Below are 19,696 nucleotides of genomic sequence, written 5' to 3'. Positions count from 1 at the left end.
ACGTCTCACGAGTTGTCGAGGACGAACGCGCGCATGAGCGCGGCGCACTCGGCCGCGTGCGTCTCCAGCAGCAGGTGGCCGCCGTCGTAGATGTGCGCGTCCATCCGGTCGAGCGCGCGGTGGTACGCGAGCACCTCGTCCACGTCGAAGTACGCGTCGTGCCGGCCCCACAGCACGAGCGCCGGCGGCTGGTGGGCGCTGTGGTACCCGGCGATCTCGCCGAACCGGGCGACGTGGGCGGCGTAGTCGGTGAACAGCGCGAACTGCGCCTCGACGTTGCCGGGCCGGGTCATCCGTTCCCAGTCCAGGTGCCACGCCTCGGGCGCCTGCAACGGGCGTACGTGCTCGGGCAGCCCGGCGAGGTACTGGTCCCGGGTGCCGTCGAAGGTCAGCCAGTCCGGCAGCGCAGCGCGCGTGGCCTCGCCCGGGTCGGCCCAGTACGCCCGCGCGGTGTCCCACTGCGCGCCGAGCCCGTCGGCGTGCGCGTTGCCGCTCTGCACGATCAGGCCACGGATCCGTCCCGGGGCGCGGGTGGCCAGGTGGTATCCGACCGGCGCGCCGAAGTCGTGCAGGTAGACGAAGAAGCGGTCCACGTCGAGCCGGCCGAGGAGGCGCTCGACCGTCCACGACAGGTTCTCGAACGTGTAGTCGTACTCGGCGACTGTGGGCGACGACGACATGCCGAAGCCGGGCAGGTCGGGCGCGAGCACGTACGCGACCTCGGCGAGTGTGGGCATGACCTCGCGGAACGTGTGCGACGAGCTGGGGAAACCGTGCAGCAGCAGCACCGCCGGGTCGCCGGGGCGGCCGGCCTCGCGGAAGAACACCTCCAGACCGTCGACGTCGGCGTGCCGGTGGCGGATCTTCTGACTGGCGTGCATCACCTCATCCTGGCCGCCCGGCCGCGCCCGCACTGCCGAATCGCCGCGGCCCGGGACCATGACCGGCGGCTGAACAGGGGTGAGCCGGGCGTACGCTCGAACGAGCCGACGGTGGGAGGTCGCCCGCGACGCCCGTCCAGTAGGAGGCCGGCTGGCCCGCGAGTTCGGCGTCGGAAAGGTTCGGCGTCGTCATGGTGGTCTACCTCCGGCAGTGGTCGGGTGCCCACGACGCCAGGACCTCAACCACACTTCAGATCAAGGCGCGAGGGGCATCGCGTTCCGGCCGGTCCCGGCATGATGAGCCGATGCGGGTAGCGATGGCGACCGACGCGGGGCATCCGGGCCGGGCCAATGAGGACTTCGCCGGCGCCGTACCGTGCGGCATGGTCCTGGTCGACGGCGCCGGTGGCATCGCCGGCGCGGACGAGGTCTGCCGTCACGGCATCGCCTGGTACGCGACCCGGCTCGGCGGTGCGCTGCTCGGTGCGCTGTCCCAGGATCGGAGCCTGCGCGACGTGCTGGCCGAGGGCATCGAGCGGGTCACCGACGCGCACCGCGACACGTGCGACGTCGCCCATCCGATCAGTCCGTTCGCGGCGGTGGCGATGCTCCGGTTCTCCGGTGGGACCGTCGAGCACCTGGTCCTCGGCGACGCGGTCGCGCTGGTCGGCCGGGCCTCTGGTGAGCCCGTCGCCGCCCATGATCCGCGTGAGGTGGTGATCGCGCGGTCCTTCGAGGAGCGGCTGAAGGACGTGCCCGAGGGCGGCGACGAGTACCGGCGGCTGCTGATAGAGCTGAGGGCCCGGCGGAACAGTCCGGGCGGGTTCTGGGTCGCCAAGGACGACCCGCGGGTGGCCGGCGAGGCCGTCACCGGCGAGTGCCCGGCCGACGACGTGCGCGCGACGGCTCTGCTCAGCAACGGCGCGAGCCGCCTCGTGGACACCTTCGGCCTGACCGGCTGGCCGGGGCTGCTGCGCCTGCTGGAGACCGACGGCCCCGCCGAGGTCGTCCGCCGGGTGCGCGAGGCCGAGGCGCGCGAGGGCGTCGCCACCGACGACGCCACGATCGTCTGCCGGTACTGACCGGCGCGGCAACCCGCGTGCGCGGGTCCGCAGTCCTCGTGTTGACTGCGGCGATGGACCGTCAACGCCTGAGCAGCATCGCGCACTCGCACCACCCGATCGCGGCCCCGATCTCCGGTCTCAACCTCAACCGGCTGCTGCGCCGGGCGGGCCGGCGGCCGGCGGCCCGGATCCTCGATCTCGGCTGCGGCGAGGGCGCCTGGGCGTTGCAGGCCCTCGCGCACTACCCGGACGGGCACGCCGACGGCGTGGACCTCAGCCCGTACGCGCTCGAACGCGCCGCCGAGGCCGCCGCCGAGCGCGGCCTCGCCGACCGGCTCACGCTGCACGAGCGCGACGCCCGGTCGTACGTGCCGGACGGCGACTACGACCTGGTGCTCTGCGTCGGGTCGACGCACGCGTTCGGCGGCTTCGGTGGAGCGCTGGAGCTGGCCGGCCGGCACGTGAACCCCGACGGCATCCTGATGGTGGGTGAGGGATTCTGGCAGGTGCCGCCGACGTCGGACGCGCTGGCGGCGCTGGGCGCGAAACCGGACGACCACGCCGACCTCGCCGGTCTGGTCGACGCCGCCGGGCAGGCGGGCTGGGCCCCGGTGTACGCGCACGTCAGCGACACCGCCGAGTGGGACGACTACGAGTGGTCGTGGACCGGTTCGCTCACCGAGTGGGCGCTGGACAACCCCGGTCACCCGGACGCCGCCGGGGCGCTGACGGCCGCCCGCGAGCACCGTGACCAGTGGCTGCGCGGGTACCGGAACATGCTGGGCTTCGTGACGTTCGTGCTGCGGCGGATCTGAGAGCCGGAAGCCCCGGTACCGTGGACCCGCACGTCTTCGCGGGACAGCGCTCCCGCCGTCCAGAACACGAGTCCGGTGGGTGGTCCTCGGTGCCGATGCAGATCCGTTTCGCCGTACCGGCCGATCCCGCCTATCCGGCCCGCGTGGCCGCCGCGCTGGCCGCCGCCCGGCTGCGCCGGTTCGGCTACATCGGCGCGGCCCTGGCCGCGATCGGGGTGATCGGGTGGGTCGCCTCGCAGGCGTCGGAGCGGGGTGGCCGCTTCGCGTCGCTGTGGACCGCGTTGATCGTGGCCGGCGTGCTGTCGATGCTGTACGCGCCGTGGGTGCGGTGGCGGGCCCGGCGCCGCTCCGGCGGCTACGCGGTCGAGGGCGGCTACGACATCGACGACCGCAACATCATGATGCGCAGCGGTTCGGAGTCCGGCGGCATCGCCTGGGACGGCGTCACGCGCGTCACCCAGACCCCTGACTTCTGGATCGTGTACGTCGGGCGGATGCCGGCCACGGTGATCCCCCGGTGGCTGATGTCCGCCGAGGACGCCGGGACGTTGCGCGCCTTCATGGCCGAGCGGCAACTACTCGGCGACCGTTGACCATGTATTGATCGGCTGTATATGTTGCCTCGGTGAGTGAGATGCGCGAGGCGACCTTCCTGATCCTGACCGCGCTGGCCGACGAGCCGCGCCACGGCTACGGGATCATCCAGGACGTCGCCGGCCTGTCCGGCGGTCGCGTCAACCTGCTGCCGGGCACGCTCTACGCCGCCCTGGACCGGCTGGTGGCGCAGGGCCTCGTCGAACTCAGCCACGAAGAGGTGGTCGACGGCCGGCTGCGCCGCTACTACCGGCTGCGCGCCGACGGCCGGGCCGAACTGGCACGCCAGACCGAGCGGCTGCGGCAGCTCGCGTCCGCCGCCGAGACCCGGCTGCGCGCTCTGCGCCCTCGCCCCGCCTGACCCCCGCCGTCGCGGCACCGTAGGGAGAAACCCATGCACCGCTGGCTGCTGCTGGCCTACCCCCGTGACTATCGCCGCGCGCGCGGGGCCGAGATCCTGGAGACGGTACGGGACGTCGGTTCGGCCCACCGGCGTGGCCGGGTCGCGGCGAATCTCGTACGTCATGGTCTGCGCGCCCGGCTGGGACGGCCGGCGAGCCGTTCCGTGGTGGCCTGGGCGGCAGTCTTCGCGGTGGTCTGCGGTTTGTTCGCCGCGTCGTTCGGCACCTGGCTCGCGTGGCTCGGCTCCCGCCCGCTCGACCACCGGGACCTCGCCGCCGTGGTCGGGCAGCTCTACCCGGACCGGCAGGTCAGCCACCTCGACCAGGACGACCCGCCCGCCGTGTTCCTCATCTACGGCCACCCGCTCGGCGAGGACCTCCTGTCCGAGCTGCTCCTCGGCGACGGCGGCGAGTACGCGCTGGCCGAGCTGACCGCGTCGTTCGACCAGGCACCGGCCGGAGGCCTCACCGACCTGCGGCAACGCCTGGACGCCGCCGGGTGGGAGCGGAGCGCGCCCGTCCACACCGACGCGTACGGCTGCATCCCCGGCAGTCCGCAGTGCGACCCGGCGTCCATCCCCTCCGACATCACCGTGTACGCCGATCGCGGCGACCACATCCTCGCCGTGCAGATCAACGCCGAGGGCTCGATGAGCCTCGCCCTCAGCCGCGCCACCCCCGCCGCCGCCTACCCCGCCGGTCTGCTCGCCTTCGCGCTGGGCACGCTGGGCGGCTGGGTGCTGTTCGGCTGGGCCAGCCGCCGCACCGAGGGACGGCACCCGCTGGTGCAGGGCCCGGCGAAGGTCCTGTACGGCGTCGCGATGGTGTTCTGGGCCGCACCGATCCTGCTGAGCGCGCCGCTGATGCTCACGCACCACCTGAGCGAGCCGCATCCCCGCTGGCACGTGCCGTGGGAGTGGCTCGGCCAGCCCACCCTGTCGCTGCCGTTCCTGCTCGGTGCGGTCCTGCTGCTCCTCGCGCTGGGCCTGGCGGCGCTGCCGCACCGGCGCCCGGCGGGCCGTACGCTCGCCGGGGCACCAGACCCGGCGGTCTAGCGGCGTGCCGGGTCAGCTCGCCGGGCAGCGCGTGCCGGGGGCGGGCACCGTCAGGTCGACGAGGTACCGGTCCACCACGGCGGTCGTGCAGTCGTTGCGCTGGTAGGTGCCGTGGCCCCAGCCCTCGTAGGTGACCAGGCGTCCGTGCCGGCCGAGTTGCCGGGCGACGTTCACCGCCCAGGCGTAGCCGGTACGGGGATCGTGCCGGGCGTTGAGCAGCAACAGCGGCGTGCGGGTGTGCACGTTCAGCTCGTGCGGCGGATTACGGACCGGGGACGGCCGGCCCAGGCAGGTCTGCACGGCCAGCAGACCAGCGCCGTACCGGACGTCCGGGGCGGCGGCCCTGGCTTCCCGGACCAGGCCGGCGTACTCGGCGTAGTCGCGTACCTCGGCGGGCCAGTCCGCGCAGAACGCCGCGACCGAGATCGAGAGATTCACCTCCGGTGGCGGCGTACCGGCGTCCATGTCCCGCACGATCGCGGCGAGTTGCGGCCAGCGCGGGCCGGCGAGCATACCGAGCGCCACGGCGGTGACGTCGAAGGCGGTACGGGGGGCATATTCCCCACGGTCCGCGCGGGCCAGCACCCGCGCCCACACCGATCGCACGTCCCGTTCGTGGAGCACACAGTCCGCCGACCTGTCGCACCAGGACACGAACTCGTCGAACGCGTCCTGCAACGCGGCGGCCTGCGTCCGCACGAAGGACCGCACGTCGAGGCTGTGGTCGAACACGCCCTCCAGCACGACGGCCCGCACGTGGCCGGGGTACCGCTCGGCGTACTGCTGGCCCAGCAGGGTGCCGTACGAGCTGCCGTGGAAGGACAGCCGCCGCTCCCCCAGCGCACGCCGCAACGCGTCGAGGTCACGGACGGTGCTGAGCGTGTCGGCGTGGTCGAACACCGGGCTGGTCGGGCGGCACCGGCTCCACAGCGCCCGGTTGTAGGCCACGGCGGCGTCGAAGTTGGCCTGGCCGGCCAGCGGGACGGGCGGCCTGCGCAACGCCGGATCCGGCGTGCAGACGGGCGCGGCGGTGCGGGCCACGGTGCGCGGGTCGAAGCTGACCAGGTCGAACCGGTCCAGCAACTCGCCGCTGAACCGGTCGCCCCTGCGGATGCGTTCCACCCCCGAGTCGCCGGGACCGCCCGGCCCGAACACCAGCGTGCCCACCCGCTGCTCCGGCAGGCGCGCGGACCGGCGTGCCACGGCGAGGTCGAACGCCGGGCCGTTCGGCCGGGCCCAGTCCACCGGCAGCCGGAGCCGGGCGCACCGCACGCGCGGATCCGGCGGGACGTCCGGCAGGTCGTCGGCGCACTCGGTCCAGACGAGCCGCTGCGACGGAAGACCGGCGCGCGCCGCGCCGGGCAGTCCCGCCAGGACGGTGAGCGCGGCCAGAGCGACGGCCATGGTACGTCGGAACACGGCACCTCCCGGTGTCTGGATGCTCATCGATTCTTCAGCGGCACTCCACCCGAGTCCCATACGGAAACGCCCCGATATACCCGTCGGGCCTTTCCCCGAGGCCGCCCCGAGTGCCGCATCGACGGAGGCGAGTCCGCATCTGCCGGCCGGGCGCTCGCGGGGGGCATCGGGCCGGGTGCCAGCGGTCTAGCATCGGGCGATGACCTCGTCCTTGGACCGCCTGCCGAAGATCAGCGCACCGGCCACGCGGGCGCTGACCGCCGCCGGCTACACCACGTTGCGCCAGCTCGCCGGAGTGCCGCGCGCGGAGCTGGCTCGCTTGCACGGCATGGGACCGAAGGCGCTGGGCGTCATCGAGGCCGCCCTCGACGAGCACGACCTGCGGCTGAGCTGACGCCCGGCAGCACGGCCAGGAACGGGGTGATCCCTGTGCCGCTCGGGCGGCTCCACCATCTGATCGTCGACTGCCCGGATCCGATGGCCGAGGCGCGGTTCTGGAGCGCGGTCCTCGGCGACCCGATCACGTACGCGGACGACGACTTCACCGTGGTGTCGGCGAGTACGGCGGCGTCCGGGCTGGCGTTCCAGCGCGCCCCCGGGCTGACGCCGTCGACGTGGCCGGATCCGGCCGTGCCGCAGCAGATGCACCTCGACGTGATGGTCGACGACCAGGACGCGGCGGGCGAGGCGGTGCTCGCCCTGGGCGCGCGGCGGTTGCCGGGCGACCACGTGTACGCCGACCTGGCGGGCCACCCGTTCTGCCTGATCCGGCGCCCCACCTGGGCGTCGCCGGTGGGCGGGTCCGCGTGACGCACCGAGATCGGGCGTCGAGGCTCCGCGCGCTTCACGCACCCCGGCGGCCCCTGGCACAGCTGGACCGCGAGCTGGCAGGGCAAGGACCTACGGCTGCTGCGAGGAATCCTGGTAGGAGATGAACTCCAGCAGGCTTCCGTCCGGGTCGCGGAAGTAGACGCTGGTCCCGGCGCCACCGGCGCCGACCCGCCGGACCGGTCCCGTCTCCACCTCGACGTCGTGCCGCCGCAGGTGCGCCACCGCCTCCTCGATCGGCCCGGCCCAGACGAAGCAGATGTCGCTGTTGCCCGGGCGGACCGGGACTCGGGCGACGTTGCCGCCGAGGTCGAGACCCGGCCCGTGCACGCTCAACTGGTGGGGGCCGATCCGGAAGGCGACGCGGTCGCCGCCGACGCCGATCACCTCGGCGCCGACGACGTCGCGATAGAAGTCGGTGGCGGCCCGCCAGTCGGACACGGCGATGACGACGTGGTCCAGTCCGGTCACGGGCGTCATGCGTCCACCCTATGAGCTCGGCGGCGTCCGCAGGTGCCGGCCGAAGAACCGGTTCGCGGACTCCCCCTCGAACCGCGGTACGCCCGTGTGGCCGCCCATGTTGGCGTGCAGCGTCTTCTCCGCCGAGCCGAAGGCGTCGAACAGGTCCAGCGCCATCTGCCGGTCGTTGCCCTCGTCGTCCCACTGCAACAGGACGTGCAGCGGGATGGTGACCCGCCGCGCCTCGGCGAACATCGCTCGCGGCACGAAGCTCCCGGCGAACAGGACCGCGGCCACGATGCGCGGTTCGACCACCGCCAGCCGTACGCCGATCGAGATCACCCCGCCGGAGTAGCCGACCGGACCGCCGATCTCCGGCAGTGCGAGGAGGGCGTCCAGCACGGCCCGCCACTCCGGGACCGCCTTCTCCACCAGCGGCAGGACGAGCCGGTCGACGATGTCGTCGGCTACCGGCTCGCCTGCCGCCAGTGCCCGGCGCAGGTCGGCGCGGGCCTGCTCGGCTGCGGCGGACGCGGGCCGGTCCCCGCCGCCGGGCAGTTCGAGGGTGGCCGCCGCGAAGCCCTGCGCCGTGCAGTCGCGGGCCCGGGCCACCAGCCGGGGGTACATCCGGCGCAGTCCGCCCGGGTGGCCGAGCAGGATCAGCGGGGCCGACGTGGGCGCGGATGCGGGCGTCCACAGGATGCCCGGGATCTCGCCGAGGGTGAACTCACGTTCGCGGACGCCGTCGGCGAGGCGCTGGTCGGAGACGAATCGCATGGTCGTGCCTTTCGGGAGTGCGACGGCGCTCCCGGACGACCTGTCGCCCGGCCGTGACCCCCGAGGGGAGCACCCATGTCGATACTGCGGTCACGGGTACCACCTCCCTCGTTCTCCGGCACGGCCATCGGCAAGCTAGCAGCGCTCGCCGGGACCGCCAACCGGTTTTCGCCGCACCCGGCCATCCGACGCGCACCGAGGGGAAGCGACTCGTTCCCGAGTTCACGCAAGCGGGCCGGGCGTCTTTCCCGGTGCGGTTCGACGACTGCCGCGACCTGGCTAACGATCATGGAGGGCCTGGCTGCCGTCCGGGTGCCACGCCCACCCCGTCGTCGCGTCGACTTCGGACCTGTCACCGGCCCGCCGCGCGGAGCATCGCCTCCGTCTCGGGGTCGGGCATGATCTCCCGGACCTCCTGGGCGCAGCGGCACGAGACGGCGATCTTGGCAGCCCACTTCAGCGCCTCGTCGCGTGAGGCCACGTCGAGGACCACGAAACCGCCGATGACCTCCTTGGTCTCCGGGAACGGCCCGTCGGTGACCGACCCGTCCGTACCGACGATGCTCGCCTGCTGGCGTTCGAGCCCGGTGCCGTACACGAACACGCCCGCGTTCACGGCCTCCTGGATGACCGCGTGCGCGTCCTTGCCCACCTCGGGGATCTCCTCGACGGGGATGTGGTCCATCGCGCCGTCGTTGAACGAGATCAGGTACCGCGGCATGCCATGACTCCCTTGTCCGGGCGGCCTGGTCAGGCCGCCTCTCACCCGTACTACGAACGAGCCGCCCGGTATCCGACGCCATGGACCCAGCGGGTCCAGTCGTTGTGCGACCGGTGCGGGGTGTCGGGTGAGGAGGGCGGTTCGCTGATCACCGAGAGGCGGAAACCCGCGCCGGTGAACGCCTTCGTCATCGCGTGCAACGGCCAGTAGGTGAGCGTGGCCCGCTGCCCGTCGAAGTGACGAAACCGCCGTAGTGGTCCGGCCTCATCGCACGTCCTCCTCAGGGATGGGCACGGCGGTGCCGGTCACCGCGATCCCGGCACCGGGTCCGGCGGGGATGGCGACGGTGAGCAGGCTCGGACGCCCCATGTCCTCGCCCTGCCGCACGGTCACAGTCGCGGGCGGCTGCACCAGGCCAAGCTCGCGCAGGTAGCCGCCGAACGCGGCGGCCGCCGCCCCGGTCGCGGCGTCCTCGACCACACCGCCGGGCGGGAACGGGTTGCGCGCGTGGAACACCAGCGGGGACTCCCGGTGCACCAGGTCGATCGTCGTCCAGTCACGGTCGGCCATCAGCGCGCTCAACGCCGCCATGTCGTAGTCCAGGTCCGCCAGGCGCTGCCGGGTCGCGGCGGCCACGATCGGATGCCAGGCCCCGGCGTACGCGACACGCGGCGGAAGCGTCGCGTCGAGATCGTCCGGCGACCAGCGCAGTGCGGCGAGCAGCACCGCGAGGTCCTCAGCGCTCATGGGCTCGGTGCGCGGCGCGACGCTGGTCAGCGTGGCGGTGGTGGTGCCGTCGGCCTGCACGCTCGTGGCGACCTCGACCAGTCCGGCGCGGGTGTCCAGGTGCAGCACGCCGGGGCCGTGCCGCTCGGCGTACGCGACCGCCGACGCGATCGTCGCGTGGCCGCAGAACGGCACCTCCGCCTTCGGGCTGAAGTAGCGCACAGTGAACCGGCCGTCCCCGCCCGCGGGCACGAGGAACGCCGTCTCGGAATAGCCGACCTGCGCCGCCACCTGCTGCATCTCGGCGTCGCCCGCACCGGTGGCGTCCAGGACGACACCGGCCGGGTTGCCACCGGCGGGGTCGGCGGTGAACGCCGCGTATCGGAGAACGTCCATGATCATGAGCCTAGCGCCGGCCGTCCGGCTCGTGTGCCCCGTGACCGGCTCACGGCGACACGGGGCCCCGGAGCGATCGATGCGGAACTAGTCTCCGGTCATGAGCGGCTTCGAGATCACTGCGATCGGCACGGTCCGCAACGACCGGACGGACATCCAGCACAGCGACAACTGGGGTGCCGTCCGCAGCACGATCGTCGTCGACGAGCGCTTCGGCGAGGCATGTCTCCAGGGCCTGGAGGAGTTCTCCCACGTGGAGGTCCTGTTCGTCTTCGACCGGTTCCCGGACGACGGCGACCACCGCGAGCCCCGCCCCTACCGGGGCCGGGCCGACCTGCCGCCGATGGGCGTGTTCGCCGGCCGTGGCCCCCGCCGGCCGAACCGGATCGGCGTGACGTGCTGCCGGATCGAGTCCGTCGACGGCCGCGAACTGACGGTGGTGGGCCTCGACGCCGTGTCAGGCACGCCCGTCATCGACCTGAAGCCGGTGCTCGAGGAGTTCGTCCCCGCGAACGTCCGGCAGCCGGAATGGGTCAGCAGCATGATGTCCGAGTACTTCCAGCCGTAGCGGTCTCTGCCTGCCTGCCGGACCACGCTGCCGCGTCTGGTGAAGCACGCGACCCTCGTCGAGAAGGTCTGGTTCGACGAAGCCCGATCGCCGGCGTCACCCGCCGGCGGCCTCGTCGGGGTCACCGGCGAACGAGTCGGGGGCACGCATCCGCCACGCGTCGGTGACCAGCTCCGTCAGGCGCTCGACACCGACGTGCGCCAGCCGCAGCATGACCAGCGGTGACCCGTCGTACGCAGGCGTGGTGAAGAAGAGGTCGGGCTCGCCGAGGAGCAACGCCTGCTTCTCCGCCTCGTCGCCCACGTACAGCACGGCGATGTCGGTGCGAATGCGCCGCGGTCTGCCGGGCGTCCGCTCGGGATAGGACCAGACGAACCCCTTGCCCGCGACCCGGAAGTCGAAGCCGTCACTGTCGATCTCGACCACGTGGGGCAACGACAACGCCACCCGGCGGACGTCGTCCGCGTCAACCATGACGGTCACCAGGGGACACCGCCTTCCACACCGGCACAGCCTAGCCGCCGCTCCGCCCCGCGGTGGGCAGGCCACCAGCGCCCGGTCACGACCCCGGCCGTTCCCGAAGGTCAGATGGTGAATCCGCCGTCGACGTTCACAGTCGCCCCCGTGACGTAGCGCCCGTCCGGGCCGGCGAGGAACGCCACCGCGGCGGCCACGTCGGCCGGCTGCGCGTAGTGGCCGAGCGCGGTGAACCCGTTGATCGTGTCGGCGTTCGGACCGTCGGCCGGATTCAGCTCCGTGTCCGTGGCACCGGGGTTCACCAGGTTCACGGTGATCGCCCTGCCGCCGAGTTCGCGCCCGAGCGCCTTGGTCAGGCCGATCAGGGCGGTCTTGCTCATCGCGTACAGCGAGAAGCCCGGGAAGACCGTCCGCTCGGCCGTGTTGCTGCCGATGTTGACGATCCGTCCACCGGCCGACATGTGGCGCACCGCGGCCTGCGTCGCGACGAACGGCGCCCGGACGTTGACCGCGACGGTCTGTTCGAACTCGTCGAGACTCAACTGCTCCAGCGGCCCGAGCAGGAACGCGCCCGCGTTGTTGACCAGGATGTCCAGCCTGCCCAGCTCACCGACCGCCCGGTCCACCGCCGCGATCACCGCCGCCGGGTCGGCGCTGTCGGCCCGCACGGCGATCGCCCGCCGACCCGCGGCCCTGATCCGGTCCACCACGTCGTCGGCGCGTCGCTGATTCTGCTGGAACGTCAGCGCCACGTCGGCGCCGTCCTCGGCCAGGCGCAGGGCCACCGCCGCGCCGATGCCACGGCCACCGCCGGTGACGAGAGCTACCTTGCCGTCGAGTGCGTTGTTCATGCGGGAAAGCCTGGTCGACGACGGGCCGGCTGTCCGGCGGGGATCGGACGCCGCGTTCGCGACCCCTCACGGACGTCACGAGCGGCCTGGCTGAAATCCACCTTCTCTTCCCGAACCTCTGTCTCCCGCTGCTTCCCGGAAGGGCGCGGATGGCAAGCTGCCATGATGCTGGTGGAGCCGAGCGGTGACTACTCCTGGCTTTTCGACCTGGTCGCGAGCGACCGGGGCACGCGTCACCAGGCGCTGGCCCGTCACCAGGCAGCCCTCGCCGCGGCGAGCGACGCGCTGGACGAGTGGAACGGCCTGTGGTCGGCGCACTACCGGTCGAGGTCCAGTCAGGCTCGGCTCCAGGCGGCGATGGACGAGGCGCACGCCCGCCTTTGCCGGCATCAGGGGCAGACGATCGATGCTCCTCTCGGCGCCTTCCGGGACTCCCCTGACGACGACCTCGACAGACGCGCCCGGTGGGCGCCGTACGCCGTCCTGTACCTGCAGTGGGAGACGGACCATCCCGACGAGTGGGGAGCGCGGGAGTCGTCGATGTGGTCCCGCTGGGGGACGAAGGAGGTGCTCCTGCACCGATTCCGTCGGGCCGGCGTCCCGGAGGGCGTCGAGCCACAGCTCGCCGCGTTGACCCTCGCGGCGCTGAGGCGCCCGTACCGGTGCAAGGACTGGATGTACGCGGGCCTGGTCCGTCATTTCTCCGACCCGCTGTTCTTCCACGAGGTGGAGACGCTGACGTACGCCGACGATCCCCTGGTTCGGCTGCGGGCGCAGTTCGTCCTCCATGTGGCCGAGCATCCGGAGCGGAATGTCACCCGGGTGAGCTGGCGACGTTGGCTCGACGCGAACCAGCTGACCGCCTGATCCCCCCTCACGCCGGCGCGCGAGGGGGGTGACTCACCCGGCCCGGGTTCCTCCGTCCTCAGTTCATGGCGATGTAGAGCCGCTGACCGGCGGGCCGGTAGCCCACGCGCTCGTAGACCCGCCACGACTCCGCACCGCCGGCCTCCAGCCAGGCGACCTCCGTACCGGCGCTGAACAGCCGCCGGGTCACCTCGGCGGTGATCGCAGACGCCAGTCCCCGGCGGCGGTACGGCGCGCGAACGGCGATGCCTGCCACCTCGCTGACCGCGCCGACCGGTGCGGCCGCACCGCCGCCGCCCGCGCAGCCACCGCCCTCGGTGACTGCCGTGACGACCACGCCCCCGGCGTCCTGCTGGCGCCGCAGGCGAGCCACGTCGGCATCGGAGGCGACCGGATCGCCGCCGAAGGCCTCGTTCTGCACGCTGACCAGCGCGGCGCGCCGGGAGTCGGTACCCGGTTCGCACAGGCTCAACTGGTCCGGCACGGGTGGCGACGCCAGCGTGCCCGGCACGCAGACCAGGTAGGTGTGCCGGGCTTCCACGGTGAAGCCGGCGGCGGTCAGCAGCGCCTCCAGATCGGGGGCACAACTGGTGACGTACTCCAGACGGGGTCTGCGGTCCGCGGCGCGGAACGCCGCGACCAGGGCGGTGACGTCGGCTGCGGTCACGGCGGCGCCGGGACGCGGCGTCGCGTAGTTGACGTACGGGCTGGTCGTCGTCGGGTCCAGCCCGATCACGAAGGGCCCCACCTCGACGGGCGCGGGCCGGCGGGACAGGTTGACGACGACGGACTGTTGGATGCGGGCATCCATGCTCAACGGGAAACCTCGATGCATGAGAGAAGCTGCGACGGGCGGAGGAAACGTCGGGCCGCCCCGCCGTGTCGCAGGCACGCGACGGTCGTCAGTCGCGTGGTCGACACTCAGGCGGCCGCTCGGCCTACCCGGATCACAGGCGTCATTCCCTCATGCAGAGTGCCCACGCGGTGCGCGTGGCCGACTGCAACCTTGCCCTTCCCGACCTGGACGTGTCAATCGCGTACGGCCGGGCGTCGAGAATCATCTCGCTTGTGGTCCGAGATCGCGGCGAGGTCTTTCGGACGAGACGCCGGCGTCGCAGACCACCGACCTGCGACGGGTCGTTCTGCACGTCATCGAGGAGACCGCTCGGCACGCAGGTCACCTGGACGCCGTACGCGAGCTGATCGACGGGCGCACCGGGCTGGGACCACGCTGAACCGAGCCCGACGAGTGCGGTATGCAGCACGGGCGTCCGCGCAGACGGCCCGACGGGCTCGCCGAAATGGCTCTATGCTGCCGCGATGCATCCCCGCTTGATCAACCAGGTGCGGCTGCCCGGCATGCGGCATGTCACGGAGGCAACCGGCCTCGGCTGGGCGGTCACTGAGCGGGACAGCGTCACCGTCAGCCTGCTCGACCACGACCTGCGTCGCGTGACGCGACTGGCGGCGCCTCTCGACGACCCGCCGATGACGGTCAGTGCCACCCGTCGACTCGTCGCGGCGGGCGACGCGCATCAGATCGTCGTGCTCGACCACGACGGCACGGTTCGGTGGCGCAGCAGCTGGGATCGGCTCGGCGGCAGCGCCGGCGCCGGCGCCGGCGCCGGCTTCCACCTCGACGGCGACCATGTCCTCTGGATCCGTCTGGGCGACACCGCGGAACTTGTCGCCGTCCACGGTGTGAGCGGCACGGAGATCCATCGCACGCCGCTGCCCGGTCCCGAGGCCGCCTGGTTCATGCACTCACCCGAGGGCGTCTGGACCGGCTTGACGCTGCTCGATCCCTCCCGGTCACGCGCCATGCTCATCCGGCTCGACGCCGAGCGCATCGTGTCCCGGCCGCTGGCCGGTGGCGGTCTCGCCGGTTTCAGCCCGGCAGGCGGCCGCTACCTGACCCAGACGCTCGACGGGTTCCTGTCCGTCCGCGACGTCGCCTCCGGTGCCGTCATCACAGAACGACACCTGGAAGACCTGCCGGGCACGCCGCCGAGCCTCCCGAGCTGCCGACACGTGGACCGTGCGGTGTTCCTGAGCGAGAAGCTGATCCTCGCCGCTCTGAACACCGCAGACCTGCCGAACAGCGCCGAGGGTCATCTACTGCTGTCGGCGCTCAGCCTCCGGTGCCGCTCCCAGGTGCGCTACCCGCACCACCACGGATCCGGCGCCGTCCACCCCTCGTACCGGCCAGGCCGATGGCTCACCCGTCATCATGAGGACGATCAGCTCCGGCTGTGGCAGCTCGGCGCTCGCCTCGACGACGAGCCGATGCCGGGCCAACTCGCACTGCTCTGACGGCACCGCCCTGCCGACGTACCCGTTCGGCGTCGGACACGCGTCCGCTGCCGCCGGCCAGCAGCGCGTGGTGGGTGGACGCCGGTGTCGGCAGCCGCGGATCAGAGCGGTCAACGGCGCACCCGATAGCGCAGGTGAAGCACCCGGTTGCCCTGAATCACCACGTCGGGATCCTCCAGCAGGTGCTGCGCGTCGACCGACCCGAAGTAGCGTTTGCCGGACCCGAGCACCACGGGTACGACGTCCATGCGTACCTCGTCGACCAGGCCCGCGGCGAGCACCTGGCCTCCGACGTCGCCGGCGGCGACCTCGACGATGCGGTCACCGGCGAGTTCCTGCGCCTTGGTCACGGCTGCCTCGACGCCGTCGACGAAGTGGAACGGCGCCTCGGCGTCCCAGCCCTCGGGCGCCGGCCGGTGCGTCACGACGACCACGTGGTCGATCCCGCTCGGCGGCTTCCCGTCCCAGCCGTCGGTCAGGTCGAAGACGTGCCGGCCGACGACCGTCACCCCGATCTGGTCCCAGTACGGCCGGATGTAGTCGTGGGACGTCTGCGACACCCTCAACGCACCGCTGGCGTCCAACGGGACGTCACCGCTGGTCAACCAGTCGAACAGCGGTCCGGGCTGGTCGTTCTCGTCCGCGACGAAGCCGTCCACCGACACCGAGCTGTACATGACGACAGTGCCCACGGGGCTCTCCTCTGCCTTGGGTGCCCCCAAGTTAGCGGGCCGGGAGCCTACGAACACGATTCCAGCCGGACGCTCGCGCGTTCTGCTGACCGCGAAGTGGGCTTCATGAGGTCTCGTCCACCGGCCATGCTGGCTGGATGGATCCGGCCGGACGCCTTACTCCCCAGGCCCTGCTGACGAACCTCTACGCGGCCTTCAACAGGCGTGACATCCCCACTCTGCTGGCCGCCATGGCGCCCGACGTCTCGTGGCCCAACGGCTGGGAAGGAGGCGTCGTTCGCGGCCGGGACCAGGTGGGTGCCTACTGGCGCCGGCAGTGGGACCAGATCGAGCCCGTCGTCACGCCGACCGCGTTCCGCACGGAGGCCGACGGCCGCATCGCCGTCACCGTTCATCAGGTGGTCCACGACAGGGCCGGAGCGAAGCTCGCCGACCACACCGTCACGCACGTCTACCGCCTGGGCGACGGCTTGGTGACAGAGATGGAGATCCGCGAGTGACGTCACGTCCTCATCGACGTCCGCTGGTCATGCATCCGAATCGGCGATGAGTTTCGTTTCGGCGTCCGGTCTGTATTCCCGTGCACCCGATCTCCCGACTCTCGGGGGAAGAGCGTCATGACCGCTACGTACAGGAGGCAAGCGTGAAACTTCTCCTCACATCCGCAGGCGTCCAGAACCCGAGCATCCGCGACGCGCTGGTCGACCTGCTGGGCAAGCCGATCGCCGAATCCAGTGCCCTCTGCATCCCCACGGCGGCGTACCCGATGGGCGGACCGGCCTCGGCCTGGCGCTTCATCACCGGTCAGACACCGCTCCCGATGAGCGGCCTGGGCTGGAAGTCGCTGGGCGTCCTCGAACTGACAGCGCTGCCCAGCATCGGCCAGGAGCACTGGATCCCCTGGGTCCGGGAGGCCGACGTCCTGCTCGCGCACGGCGGCGACGCGACGTACCTGTGCCACTGGATGCGGCAGTCCGGGCTGGCGGACCTCCTGCCGTCGCTGCGGGACACCGTCTGGGTCGGGCTGAGCGCCGGCAGCATGGTGCTCACCCCCCGGATCGGTACGGAATTCGTCGAGTGGCAGTCCGCACCCGACGACCGCACACTCGGGCTCGTCGACTTCTCGATCTTCCCGCACCTGGGCCTCGAACCGGACAACACCATGGCCGCTGCCGAGAAGTGGGTGGCCGAGATCGCCGGTCCGGCGTACGCGATCGACGACCAGACGGCCATCAAGGTGACCGACGGCACCGTCGAGGTCGTCTCCGAGGGGCACTGGAGGCGGTTCCCCTCGTAGCGGTGGCTACCCGAGCAGCGTCGCCGCCACGGCCAGTGTGGCCAGCGACAGCGTCGTGGTCACCACCACCGCCCGGTTGGCCACCGCCTCGCCGACGCCGTACTCCTGGGCGAAGATGAACGTGTTCTGCGCCGTCGGCAGGCCCGCGCACACCACCACGGCGAGCAACTGTGGCGCGGACAGGTGCAGGGCCAGCCCGGCCGCGTACGCGATGACCGGCTGCGCGACCAGCTTCAGCGCGCTGACCGCGGCCAGCTCGGCCGCCCCGGCCGGCTCGGCCGGTTCTGCCCGCGACGGCGCCGTGCGGTGCAGCGACGCGCCGAGCGCGACCAGGGCGGCCGGAACCGCGGCACCGGACAGCAGCGTCAGCGGCGCGGCGGCCGCCGACGGCAGGCGCAGGCCGGCAGCCGAGCACGCGACACCGAGCAGCGACGCCAGGATCACCGGGTTGCGTACGGGCAGGGAGGCGATCCGGCGCACCCTGATCCGCCCGGCCGGGTCGCTGTGCCGGTCCAGGGCGACCAGGATCACGGGCGCCGCCACCAGCACCTGCAGCAGCACCACCACCGCCAGGAACGACACGTCGCCGAGAACCTGCGTCGCGATCGGGATGCCGAGGTTCGCCGAGTTCACGTACCCGGCGGCCATGCCCCAGATCGGCCGTTCGCCGGGCTCGCGACCGAACAGCCGGCTCGCGCCGGCCCACCCGAACCCGACGACCGCGACGGTGCTCACCGCGAAGGCGAGCAGCGAGCGGCCGGCGAACCCGGACAGCGGCATCCGGGACAGGGCCAGGAACAGGGCGGCCGGCATCGCAAGGTGGAACACGAACCGGCCGAGCACCGACGCCGCCGCCTCGCCCAGCAGGCCCCAACGGCAGGCCGCGTAGCCGACCGCGGTGAGGATCCAGATGGGTACGAACGCCGACACCAAGCTCATACGGGAGTCACCGGCGAGCGTCGCGCCAGGTCAGGGACCGGCGGACGTCCGGAGCGTACGAGCCGAGAAGCCCGGCGACGATCTCCACCTGGGCGCGGGTGTGCTGGACCTGCCGCCGGGTGAGCCCGGTTCCGTGACACTCCACCGCACTCTCGCCGGTCTTCAGGTACACCGCGCGTCCACGGTGCCTACCAAGCCGACGGGCAGCCCAGGGCTGGCCACGCGTACATCGATCGGGAAGCCACGCGTTCAGCCTCGCATCGCCCTCGGGACAGGGCCAGCGCTCACGGCTCTGCGGATGAGCGGATGGCACTGGGCGCTGCTGCAAAACCTTGTCCCGCCGGGTAGCGGCCGAATGCATGATCCACAACGCGCGAGAGATCCACTACCCTGCACCGCTGTGCGGCTCTTCAAGAAAAAGCAGAAGCTCTCGGGCGGCGAGTTCGCGTTCGGCGGCTTCCTCGACGACGAGTCAGAACTCTTGAACGAGGCGCTGCTGGATCGCGAGTGGGACGCGGCCCGCAGGATCCTCGCTGCGGCCGACAAAGAGCACTTCATGTACTACGTCGCGGTGGCTGCCGCTACCCCCGGTGTCGAGGAGTGGATCGACGGACCAATACGGGCCCAGCCGGATGATCCGCTGCCGCTACTCATCGGCGGCGCCCGCGCGATCTCCTGGGCCGGCGAAGCCCGCGGCGACGGCTGGGCCAACACCGTACCCAAGGAGGCCTGGCCCGTCTGGTTCCAGCGCCTCGAACTCGCCGAAAACCTGCTCGATCAGGCCCTGGACCGCCATCCAGCAATGGCCGACGCGTGGCGCTACAAGATCGCCCTGAGCCGCTACCGCCAGCTACCGGCCGTGGAGCGTTGGCGGCGATTCAATCGACTTATCGAGATCGATCCGTCACATCTGTTCGGGCACGAGGAAATGCTCGACTGCCTGTTGCCCAAGTGGGGCGGCAGCTGGGACGCAGCGTTCCGCTTCGCCCGGGAGCGAACCGCGGCCCGCCCCGCTACCAACGTCCCCTTAGTGATCATGAAGGTGCATCGCAACTTCCGCTGGGAGGGCGAGAACGGGGAAAACCGGTACTACCAACGGCCGGACGTTGCCTCGGAGATCTACGACGCGGCCGAGCAGTCGTTCTGGCATGACGACTACGAGACCACAACCCTGACACCGATCCTCTGGAACTATTTCGCCTTCGCGCTGACCTACGGCCGGTACTTCAAGCAGGCCTGCACCCTCTACGACGCCATCGGCAGCGACTTCGTCCGCAAGGAACCGTGGCATACCGCCGAGCACTACCGCGATATGCGCGACTGGGCCCGCAAGGAAGCCGCCGACCCCCACTACCACGACGAGTGAGCCCAACCCAGTTCGTGAACGTCGCCTGCTGATTGCCCTACCGGCATCCAGGAGTCTTGCGGGAAGGATCCCCACCCGATCTCGACCCGCCCAGCGCCTAGTACTCCAGCCGGGGATGTTGACCTTGGCTGAGCTGGGGCTTGGTGTGGTGTGTGAACGGGTGCAGCCACCGTCGATCATGGGCGGTTGT

Annotated in this window: 26 protein-coding genes; 14 read left to right on the top strand and 12 right to left on the bottom strand. The window is 71.7% G+C overall.

Features of this window, described 5'->3' with window-relative positions; genetic code table 11:
- Positions 1-5 precede the first annotated feature (5 nt).
- Positions 6-881, bottom strand: coding sequence for an alpha/beta fold hydrolase (locus FB454_RS25065; RefSeq protein ID WP_145823626.1), 876 nt, complete (start codon positions 879-881; stop codon positions 6-8).
- A 305-nt stretch (positions 882-1,186) separates the two neighbouring features.
- Between FB454_RS25065 and FB454_RS25060 the strand changes: the two genes are divergently transcribed.
- The 5 genes from FB454_RS25060 (at position 1,187) to FB454_RS25040 (ending at position 4,810) form a co-directional block, all read left to right on the top strand.
- Positions 1,187-1,963, top strand: a complete 777-nt coding sequence (locus FB454_RS25060; protein ID WP_486485454.1) for a hypothetical protein — start codon at positions 1,187-1,189, stop codon at positions 1,961-1,963.
- 53 nt (positions 1,964-2,016) lie between these two features.
- A complete protein-coding gene (locus FB454_RS25055; protein ID WP_145823625.1) occupies positions 2,017-2,760 on the top strand; it encodes an SAM-dependent methyltransferase in 744 nt (247 codons plus the stop codon).
- A 95-nt stretch (positions 2,761-2,855) separates the two neighbouring features.
- Positions 2,856-3,353, top strand: coding sequence for a YcxB family protein (locus FB454_RS25050; RefSeq protein ID WP_145823669.1), 498 nt, complete (start codon positions 2,856-2,858; stop codon positions 3,351-3,353).
- A 41-nt stretch (positions 3,354-3,394) separates the two neighbouring features.
- Complete coding sequence (locus FB454_RS25045; RefSeq protein ID WP_114920211.1) at positions 3,395-3,715, top strand: PadR family transcriptional regulator; 321 nt, start codon at positions 3,395-3,397, stop codon at positions 3,713-3,715.
- A 33-nt stretch (positions 3,716-3,748) separates the two neighbouring features.
- Complete coding sequence (locus FB454_RS25040; RefSeq protein WP_145823624.1) at positions 3,749-4,810, top strand: hypothetical protein; 1,062 nt, start codon at positions 3,749-3,751, stop codon at positions 4,808-4,810.
- A gap of 12 nt (positions 4,811-4,822) precedes the next feature.
- Here FB454_RS25040 and FB454_RS25035 read toward each other — a convergent pair whose 3' ends face one another.
- Positions 4,823-6,214, bottom strand: a complete 1,392-nt coding sequence (locus tag FB454_RS25035; RefSeq protein WP_425311449.1) for an alpha/beta hydrolase — start codon at positions 6,212-6,214, stop codon at positions 4,823-4,825.
- A 214-nt stretch (positions 6,215-6,428) separates the two neighbouring features.
- Here FB454_RS25035 and FB454_RS25030 point away from each other — a divergent pair, with 214 nt between their 5' ends.
- Positions 6,429-6,623, top strand: a complete 195-nt coding sequence (locus tag FB454_RS25030) for a helix-hairpin-helix domain-containing protein (protein ID WP_013285903.1) — start codon at positions 6,429-6,431, stop codon at positions 6,621-6,623.
- Between the two features lie 26 nt (positions 6,624-6,649).
- Entirely contained in the window at positions 6,650-7,039 is a 390-nt protein-coding gene (locus FB454_RS25025; RefSeq protein WP_145752413.1) for a VOC family protein, read from the top strand.
- Between the two features lie 90 nt (positions 7,040-7,129).
- On the opposite strand, the gene FB454_RS25020 is transcribed toward FB454_RS25025, so the two are convergent.
- From FB454_RS25020 to FB454_RS24990, 4 genes are all read right to left on the bottom strand, one after another.
- Positions 7,130-7,537, bottom strand: coding sequence for a VOC family protein (locus tag FB454_RS25020; RefSeq protein WP_013285901.1), 408 nt, complete (start codon positions 7,535-7,537; stop codon positions 7,130-7,132).
- A 9-nt stretch (positions 7,538-7,546) separates the two neighbouring features.
- Positions 7,547-8,293: a dienelactone hydrolase family protein gene (locus FB454_RS25015; protein WP_145823623.1), complete on the bottom strand. Its 747-nt coding sequence runs from the start codon at positions 8,291-8,293 to the stop codon at positions 7,547-7,549.
- A gap of 352 nt (positions 8,294-8,645) precedes the next feature.
- Complete coding sequence (locus FB454_RS25000; RefSeq protein ID WP_013477097.1) at positions 8,646-9,014, bottom strand: YciI family protein; 369 nt, start codon at positions 9,012-9,014, stop codon at positions 8,646-8,648.
- Positions 9,015-9,278: 264 nt separating this feature from the next.
- Positions 9,279-10,136 (bottom strand): PhzF family phenazine biosynthesis isomerase, encoded by an 858-nt coding sequence (locus tag FB454_RS24990; protein WP_145752409.1) that lies wholly within the window; start codon positions 10,134-10,136, stop codon positions 9,279-9,281.
- Positions 10,137-10,236: 100 nt separating this feature from the next.
- Here FB454_RS24990 and FB454_RS24985 point away from each other — a divergent pair, with 100 nt between their 5' ends.
- A complete protein-coding gene (locus tag FB454_RS24985; protein WP_013477100.1) occupies positions 10,237-10,704 on the top strand; it encodes an SAM-dependent methyltransferase in 468 nt (155 codons plus the stop codon).
- A 96-nt stretch (positions 10,705-10,800) separates the two neighbouring features.
- Here the strand turns inward: FB454_RS24985 and FB454_RS24980 are convergent, their stop codons facing one another.
- Positions 10,801-11,178: an MmcQ/YjbR family DNA-binding protein gene (locus FB454_RS24980; RefSeq protein WP_030269034.1), complete on the bottom strand. Its 378-nt coding sequence runs from the start codon at positions 11,176-11,178 to the stop codon at positions 10,801-10,803.
- Between the two features lie 110 nt (positions 11,179-11,288).
- Positions 11,289-12,032, bottom strand: a complete 744-nt coding sequence (locus FB454_RS24975) for an SDR family NAD(P)-dependent oxidoreductase (protein ID WP_013285894.1) — start codon at positions 12,030-12,032, stop codon at positions 11,289-11,291.
- A 165-nt stretch (positions 12,033-12,197) separates the two neighbouring features.
- Between FB454_RS24975 and FB454_RS24970 the strand changes: the two genes are divergently transcribed.
- A complete protein-coding gene (locus FB454_RS24970; protein ID WP_232236614.1) occupies positions 12,198-12,899 on the top strand; it encodes a hypothetical protein in 702 nt (233 codons plus the stop codon).
- Positions 12,900-12,957: 58 nt separating this feature from the next.
- Here FB454_RS24970 and FB454_RS24965 read toward each other — a convergent pair whose 3' ends face one another.
- On the bottom strand, positions 12,958-13,710 hold the full coding sequence (locus tag FB454_RS24965) for a GNAT family N-acetyltransferase (protein ID WP_013285892.1): 753 nt from the start codon (positions 13,708-13,710) through the stop codon (positions 12,958-12,960).
- Between FB454_RS24965 and FB454_RS35195 the strand changes: the two genes are divergently transcribed.
- Both FB454_RS35195 and FB454_RS24955 read left to right on the top strand, forming a co-directional pair.
- Positions 13,697-14,134: a mycothiol transferase gene (locus FB454_RS35195; RefSeq protein WP_198039646.1), complete on the top strand. Its 438-nt coding sequence runs from the start codon at positions 13,697-13,699 to the stop codon at positions 14,132-14,134. The two genes, FB454_RS24965 and FB454_RS35195, sit on opposite strands and share 14 nt — an antisense overlap.
- 85 nt (positions 14,135-14,219) lie before the next feature.
- Complete coding sequence (locus FB454_RS24955; RefSeq protein WP_145823622.1) at positions 14,220-15,212, top strand: hypothetical protein; 993 nt, start codon at positions 14,220-14,222, stop codon at positions 15,210-15,212.
- Between the two features lie 110 nt (positions 15,213-15,322).
- On the opposite strand, the gene FB454_RS24950 is transcribed toward FB454_RS24955, so the two are convergent.
- Positions 15,323-15,904, bottom strand: coding sequence for a dihydrofolate reductase family protein (locus tag FB454_RS24950; RefSeq protein ID WP_030269029.1), 582 nt, complete (start codon positions 15,902-15,904; stop codon positions 15,323-15,325).
- A gap of 137 nt (positions 15,905-16,041) precedes the next feature.
- Between FB454_RS24950 and FB454_RS24945 the strand changes: the two genes are divergently transcribed.
- On the top strand, positions 16,042-16,404 hold the full coding sequence (locus tag FB454_RS24945) for a nuclear transport factor 2 family protein (protein WP_145823621.1): 363 nt from the start codon (positions 16,042-16,044) through the stop codon (positions 16,402-16,404).
- 143 nt (positions 16,405-16,547) lie between these two features.
- Positions 16,548-17,201 (top strand): Type 1 glutamine amidotransferase-like domain-containing protein, encoded by a 654-nt coding sequence (locus FB454_RS24940; protein WP_013285888.1) that lies wholly within the window; start codon positions 16,548-16,550, stop codon positions 17,199-17,201.
- A 6-nt stretch (positions 17,202-17,207) separates the two neighbouring features.
- Here FB454_RS24940 and FB454_RS24935 read toward each other — a convergent pair whose 3' ends face one another.
- Both FB454_RS24935 and FB454_RS35045 read right to left on the bottom strand, forming a co-directional pair.
- Positions 17,208-18,140: an AEC family transporter gene (locus FB454_RS24935; protein WP_030269026.1), complete on the bottom strand. Its 933-nt coding sequence runs from the start codon at positions 18,138-18,140 to the stop codon at positions 17,208-17,210.
- Between the two features lie 7 nt (positions 18,141-18,147).
- Positions 18,148-18,312 carry a hypothetical protein gene (locus FB454_RS35045; RefSeq protein WP_222433941.1) on the bottom strand — a complete coding sequence of 55 codons (165 nt, stop codon included), beginning with the start codon at positions 18,310-18,312 and terminating at the stop codon, positions 18,148-18,150.
- Between the two features lie 228 nt (positions 18,313-18,540).
- Here FB454_RS35045 and FB454_RS24930 point away from each other — a divergent pair, with 228 nt between their 5' ends.
- Positions 18,541-19,506 (top strand): hypothetical protein, encoded by a 966-nt coding sequence (locus FB454_RS24930; protein WP_030269025.1) that lies wholly within the window; start codon positions 18,541-18,543, stop codon positions 19,504-19,506.
- Positions 19,507-19,696 lie beyond the last annotated feature (190 nt).

It is taken from the genome of Micromonospora sp. CNZ297 (genome assembly GCF_007827625.1).
The sequence above is the reverse complement of the archived record's forward strand: the minus strand, read 5'-3'. Positions and strand labels throughout refer to the sequence as shown.

Excerpts from the sequence above, each read along its gene's own strand:
- FB454_RS25065 (WP_145823626.1), bottom strand. The coding sequence starts at position 881 with ATGCACGCCAGTCAGAAGATCCGCCACCGGCACGCCGACGTCGACGGT.
- FB454_RS25060 (WP_486485454.1), top strand. The coding sequence starts at position 1,187 with ATGCGGGTAGCGATGGCGACCGACGCGGGGCATCCGGGCCGGGCCAAT.
- FB454_RS25055 (WP_145823625.1), top strand. The coding sequence starts at position 2,017 with ATGGACCGTCAACGCCTGAGCAGCATCGCGCACTCGCACCACCCGATC.
- FB454_RS25050 (WP_145823669.1), top strand. The coding sequence starts at position 2,856 with ATGCAGATCCGTTTCGCCGTACCGGCCGATCCCGCCTATCCGGCCCGC.
- FB454_RS25045 (WP_114920211.1), top strand. The coding sequence starts at position 3,395 with ATGCGCGAGGCGACCTTCCTGATCCTGACCGCGCTGGCCGACGAGCCG.
- FB454_RS25040 (WP_145823624.1), top strand. The coding sequence starts at position 3,749 with ATGCACCGCTGGCTGCTGCTGGCCTACCCCCGTGACTATCGCCGCGCG.
- FB454_RS25035 (WP_425311449.1), bottom strand. The coding sequence starts at position 6,214 with ATGGCCGTCGCTCTGGCCGCGCTCACCGTCCTGGCGGGACTGCCCGGC.
- FB454_RS25030 (WP_013285903.1), top strand. The coding sequence starts at position 6,429 with ATGACCTCGTCCTTGGACCGCCTGCCGAAGATCAGCGCACCGGCCACG.
- FB454_RS25020 (WP_013285901.1), bottom strand. The coding sequence starts at position 7,537 with ATGACGCCCGTGACCGGACTGGACCACGTCGTCATCGCCGTGTCCGAC.
- FB454_RS25015 (WP_145823623.1), bottom strand. The coding sequence starts at position 8,293 with ATGCGATTCGTCTCCGACCAGCGCCTCGCCGACGGCGTCCGCGAACGT.
- FB454_RS25000 (WP_013477097.1), bottom strand. The coding sequence starts at position 9,014 with ATGCCGCGGTACCTGATCTCGTTCAACGACGGCGCGATGGACCACATC.
- FB454_RS24990 (WP_145752409.1), bottom strand. The coding sequence starts at position 10,136 with ATGGACGTTCTCCGATACGCGGCGTTCACCGCCGACCCCGCCGGTGGC.
- FB454_RS24985 (WP_013477100.1), top strand. The coding sequence starts at position 10,237 with ATGAGCGGCTTCGAGATCACTGCGATCGGCACGGTCCGCAACGACCGG.
- FB454_RS24980 (WP_030269034.1), bottom strand. The coding sequence starts at position 11,178 with ATGGTTGACGCGGACGACGTCCGCCGGGTGGCGTTGTCGTTGCCCCAC.
- FB454_RS24975 (WP_013285894.1), bottom strand. The coding sequence starts at position 12,032 with ATGAACAACGCACTCGACGGCAAGGTAGCTCTCGTCACCGGCGGTGGC.
- FB454_RS24970 (WP_232236614.1), top strand. The coding sequence starts at position 12,198 with ATGCTGGTGGAGCCGAGCGGTGACTACTCCTGGCTTTTCGACCTGGTC.
- FB454_RS35195 (WP_198039646.1), top strand. The coding sequence starts at position 13,697 with ATGCGGGCATCCATGCTCAACGGGAAACCTCGATGCATGAGAGAAGCT.
- FB454_RS24965 (WP_013285892.1), bottom strand. The coding sequence starts at position 13,710 with ATGGATGCCCGCATCCAACAGTCCGTCGTCGTCAACCTGTCCCGCCGG.
- FB454_RS24955 (WP_145823622.1), top strand. The coding sequence starts at position 14,220 with ATGCATCCCCGCTTGATCAACCAGGTGCGGCTGCCCGGCATGCGGCAT.
- FB454_RS24945 (WP_145823621.1), top strand. The coding sequence starts at position 16,042 with ATGGATCCGGCCGGACGCCTTACTCCCCAGGCCCTGCTGACGAACCTC.
- FB454_RS24935 (WP_030269026.1), bottom strand. The coding sequence starts at position 18,140 with ATGAGCTTGGTGTCGGCGTTCGTACCCATCTGGATCCTCACCGCGGTC.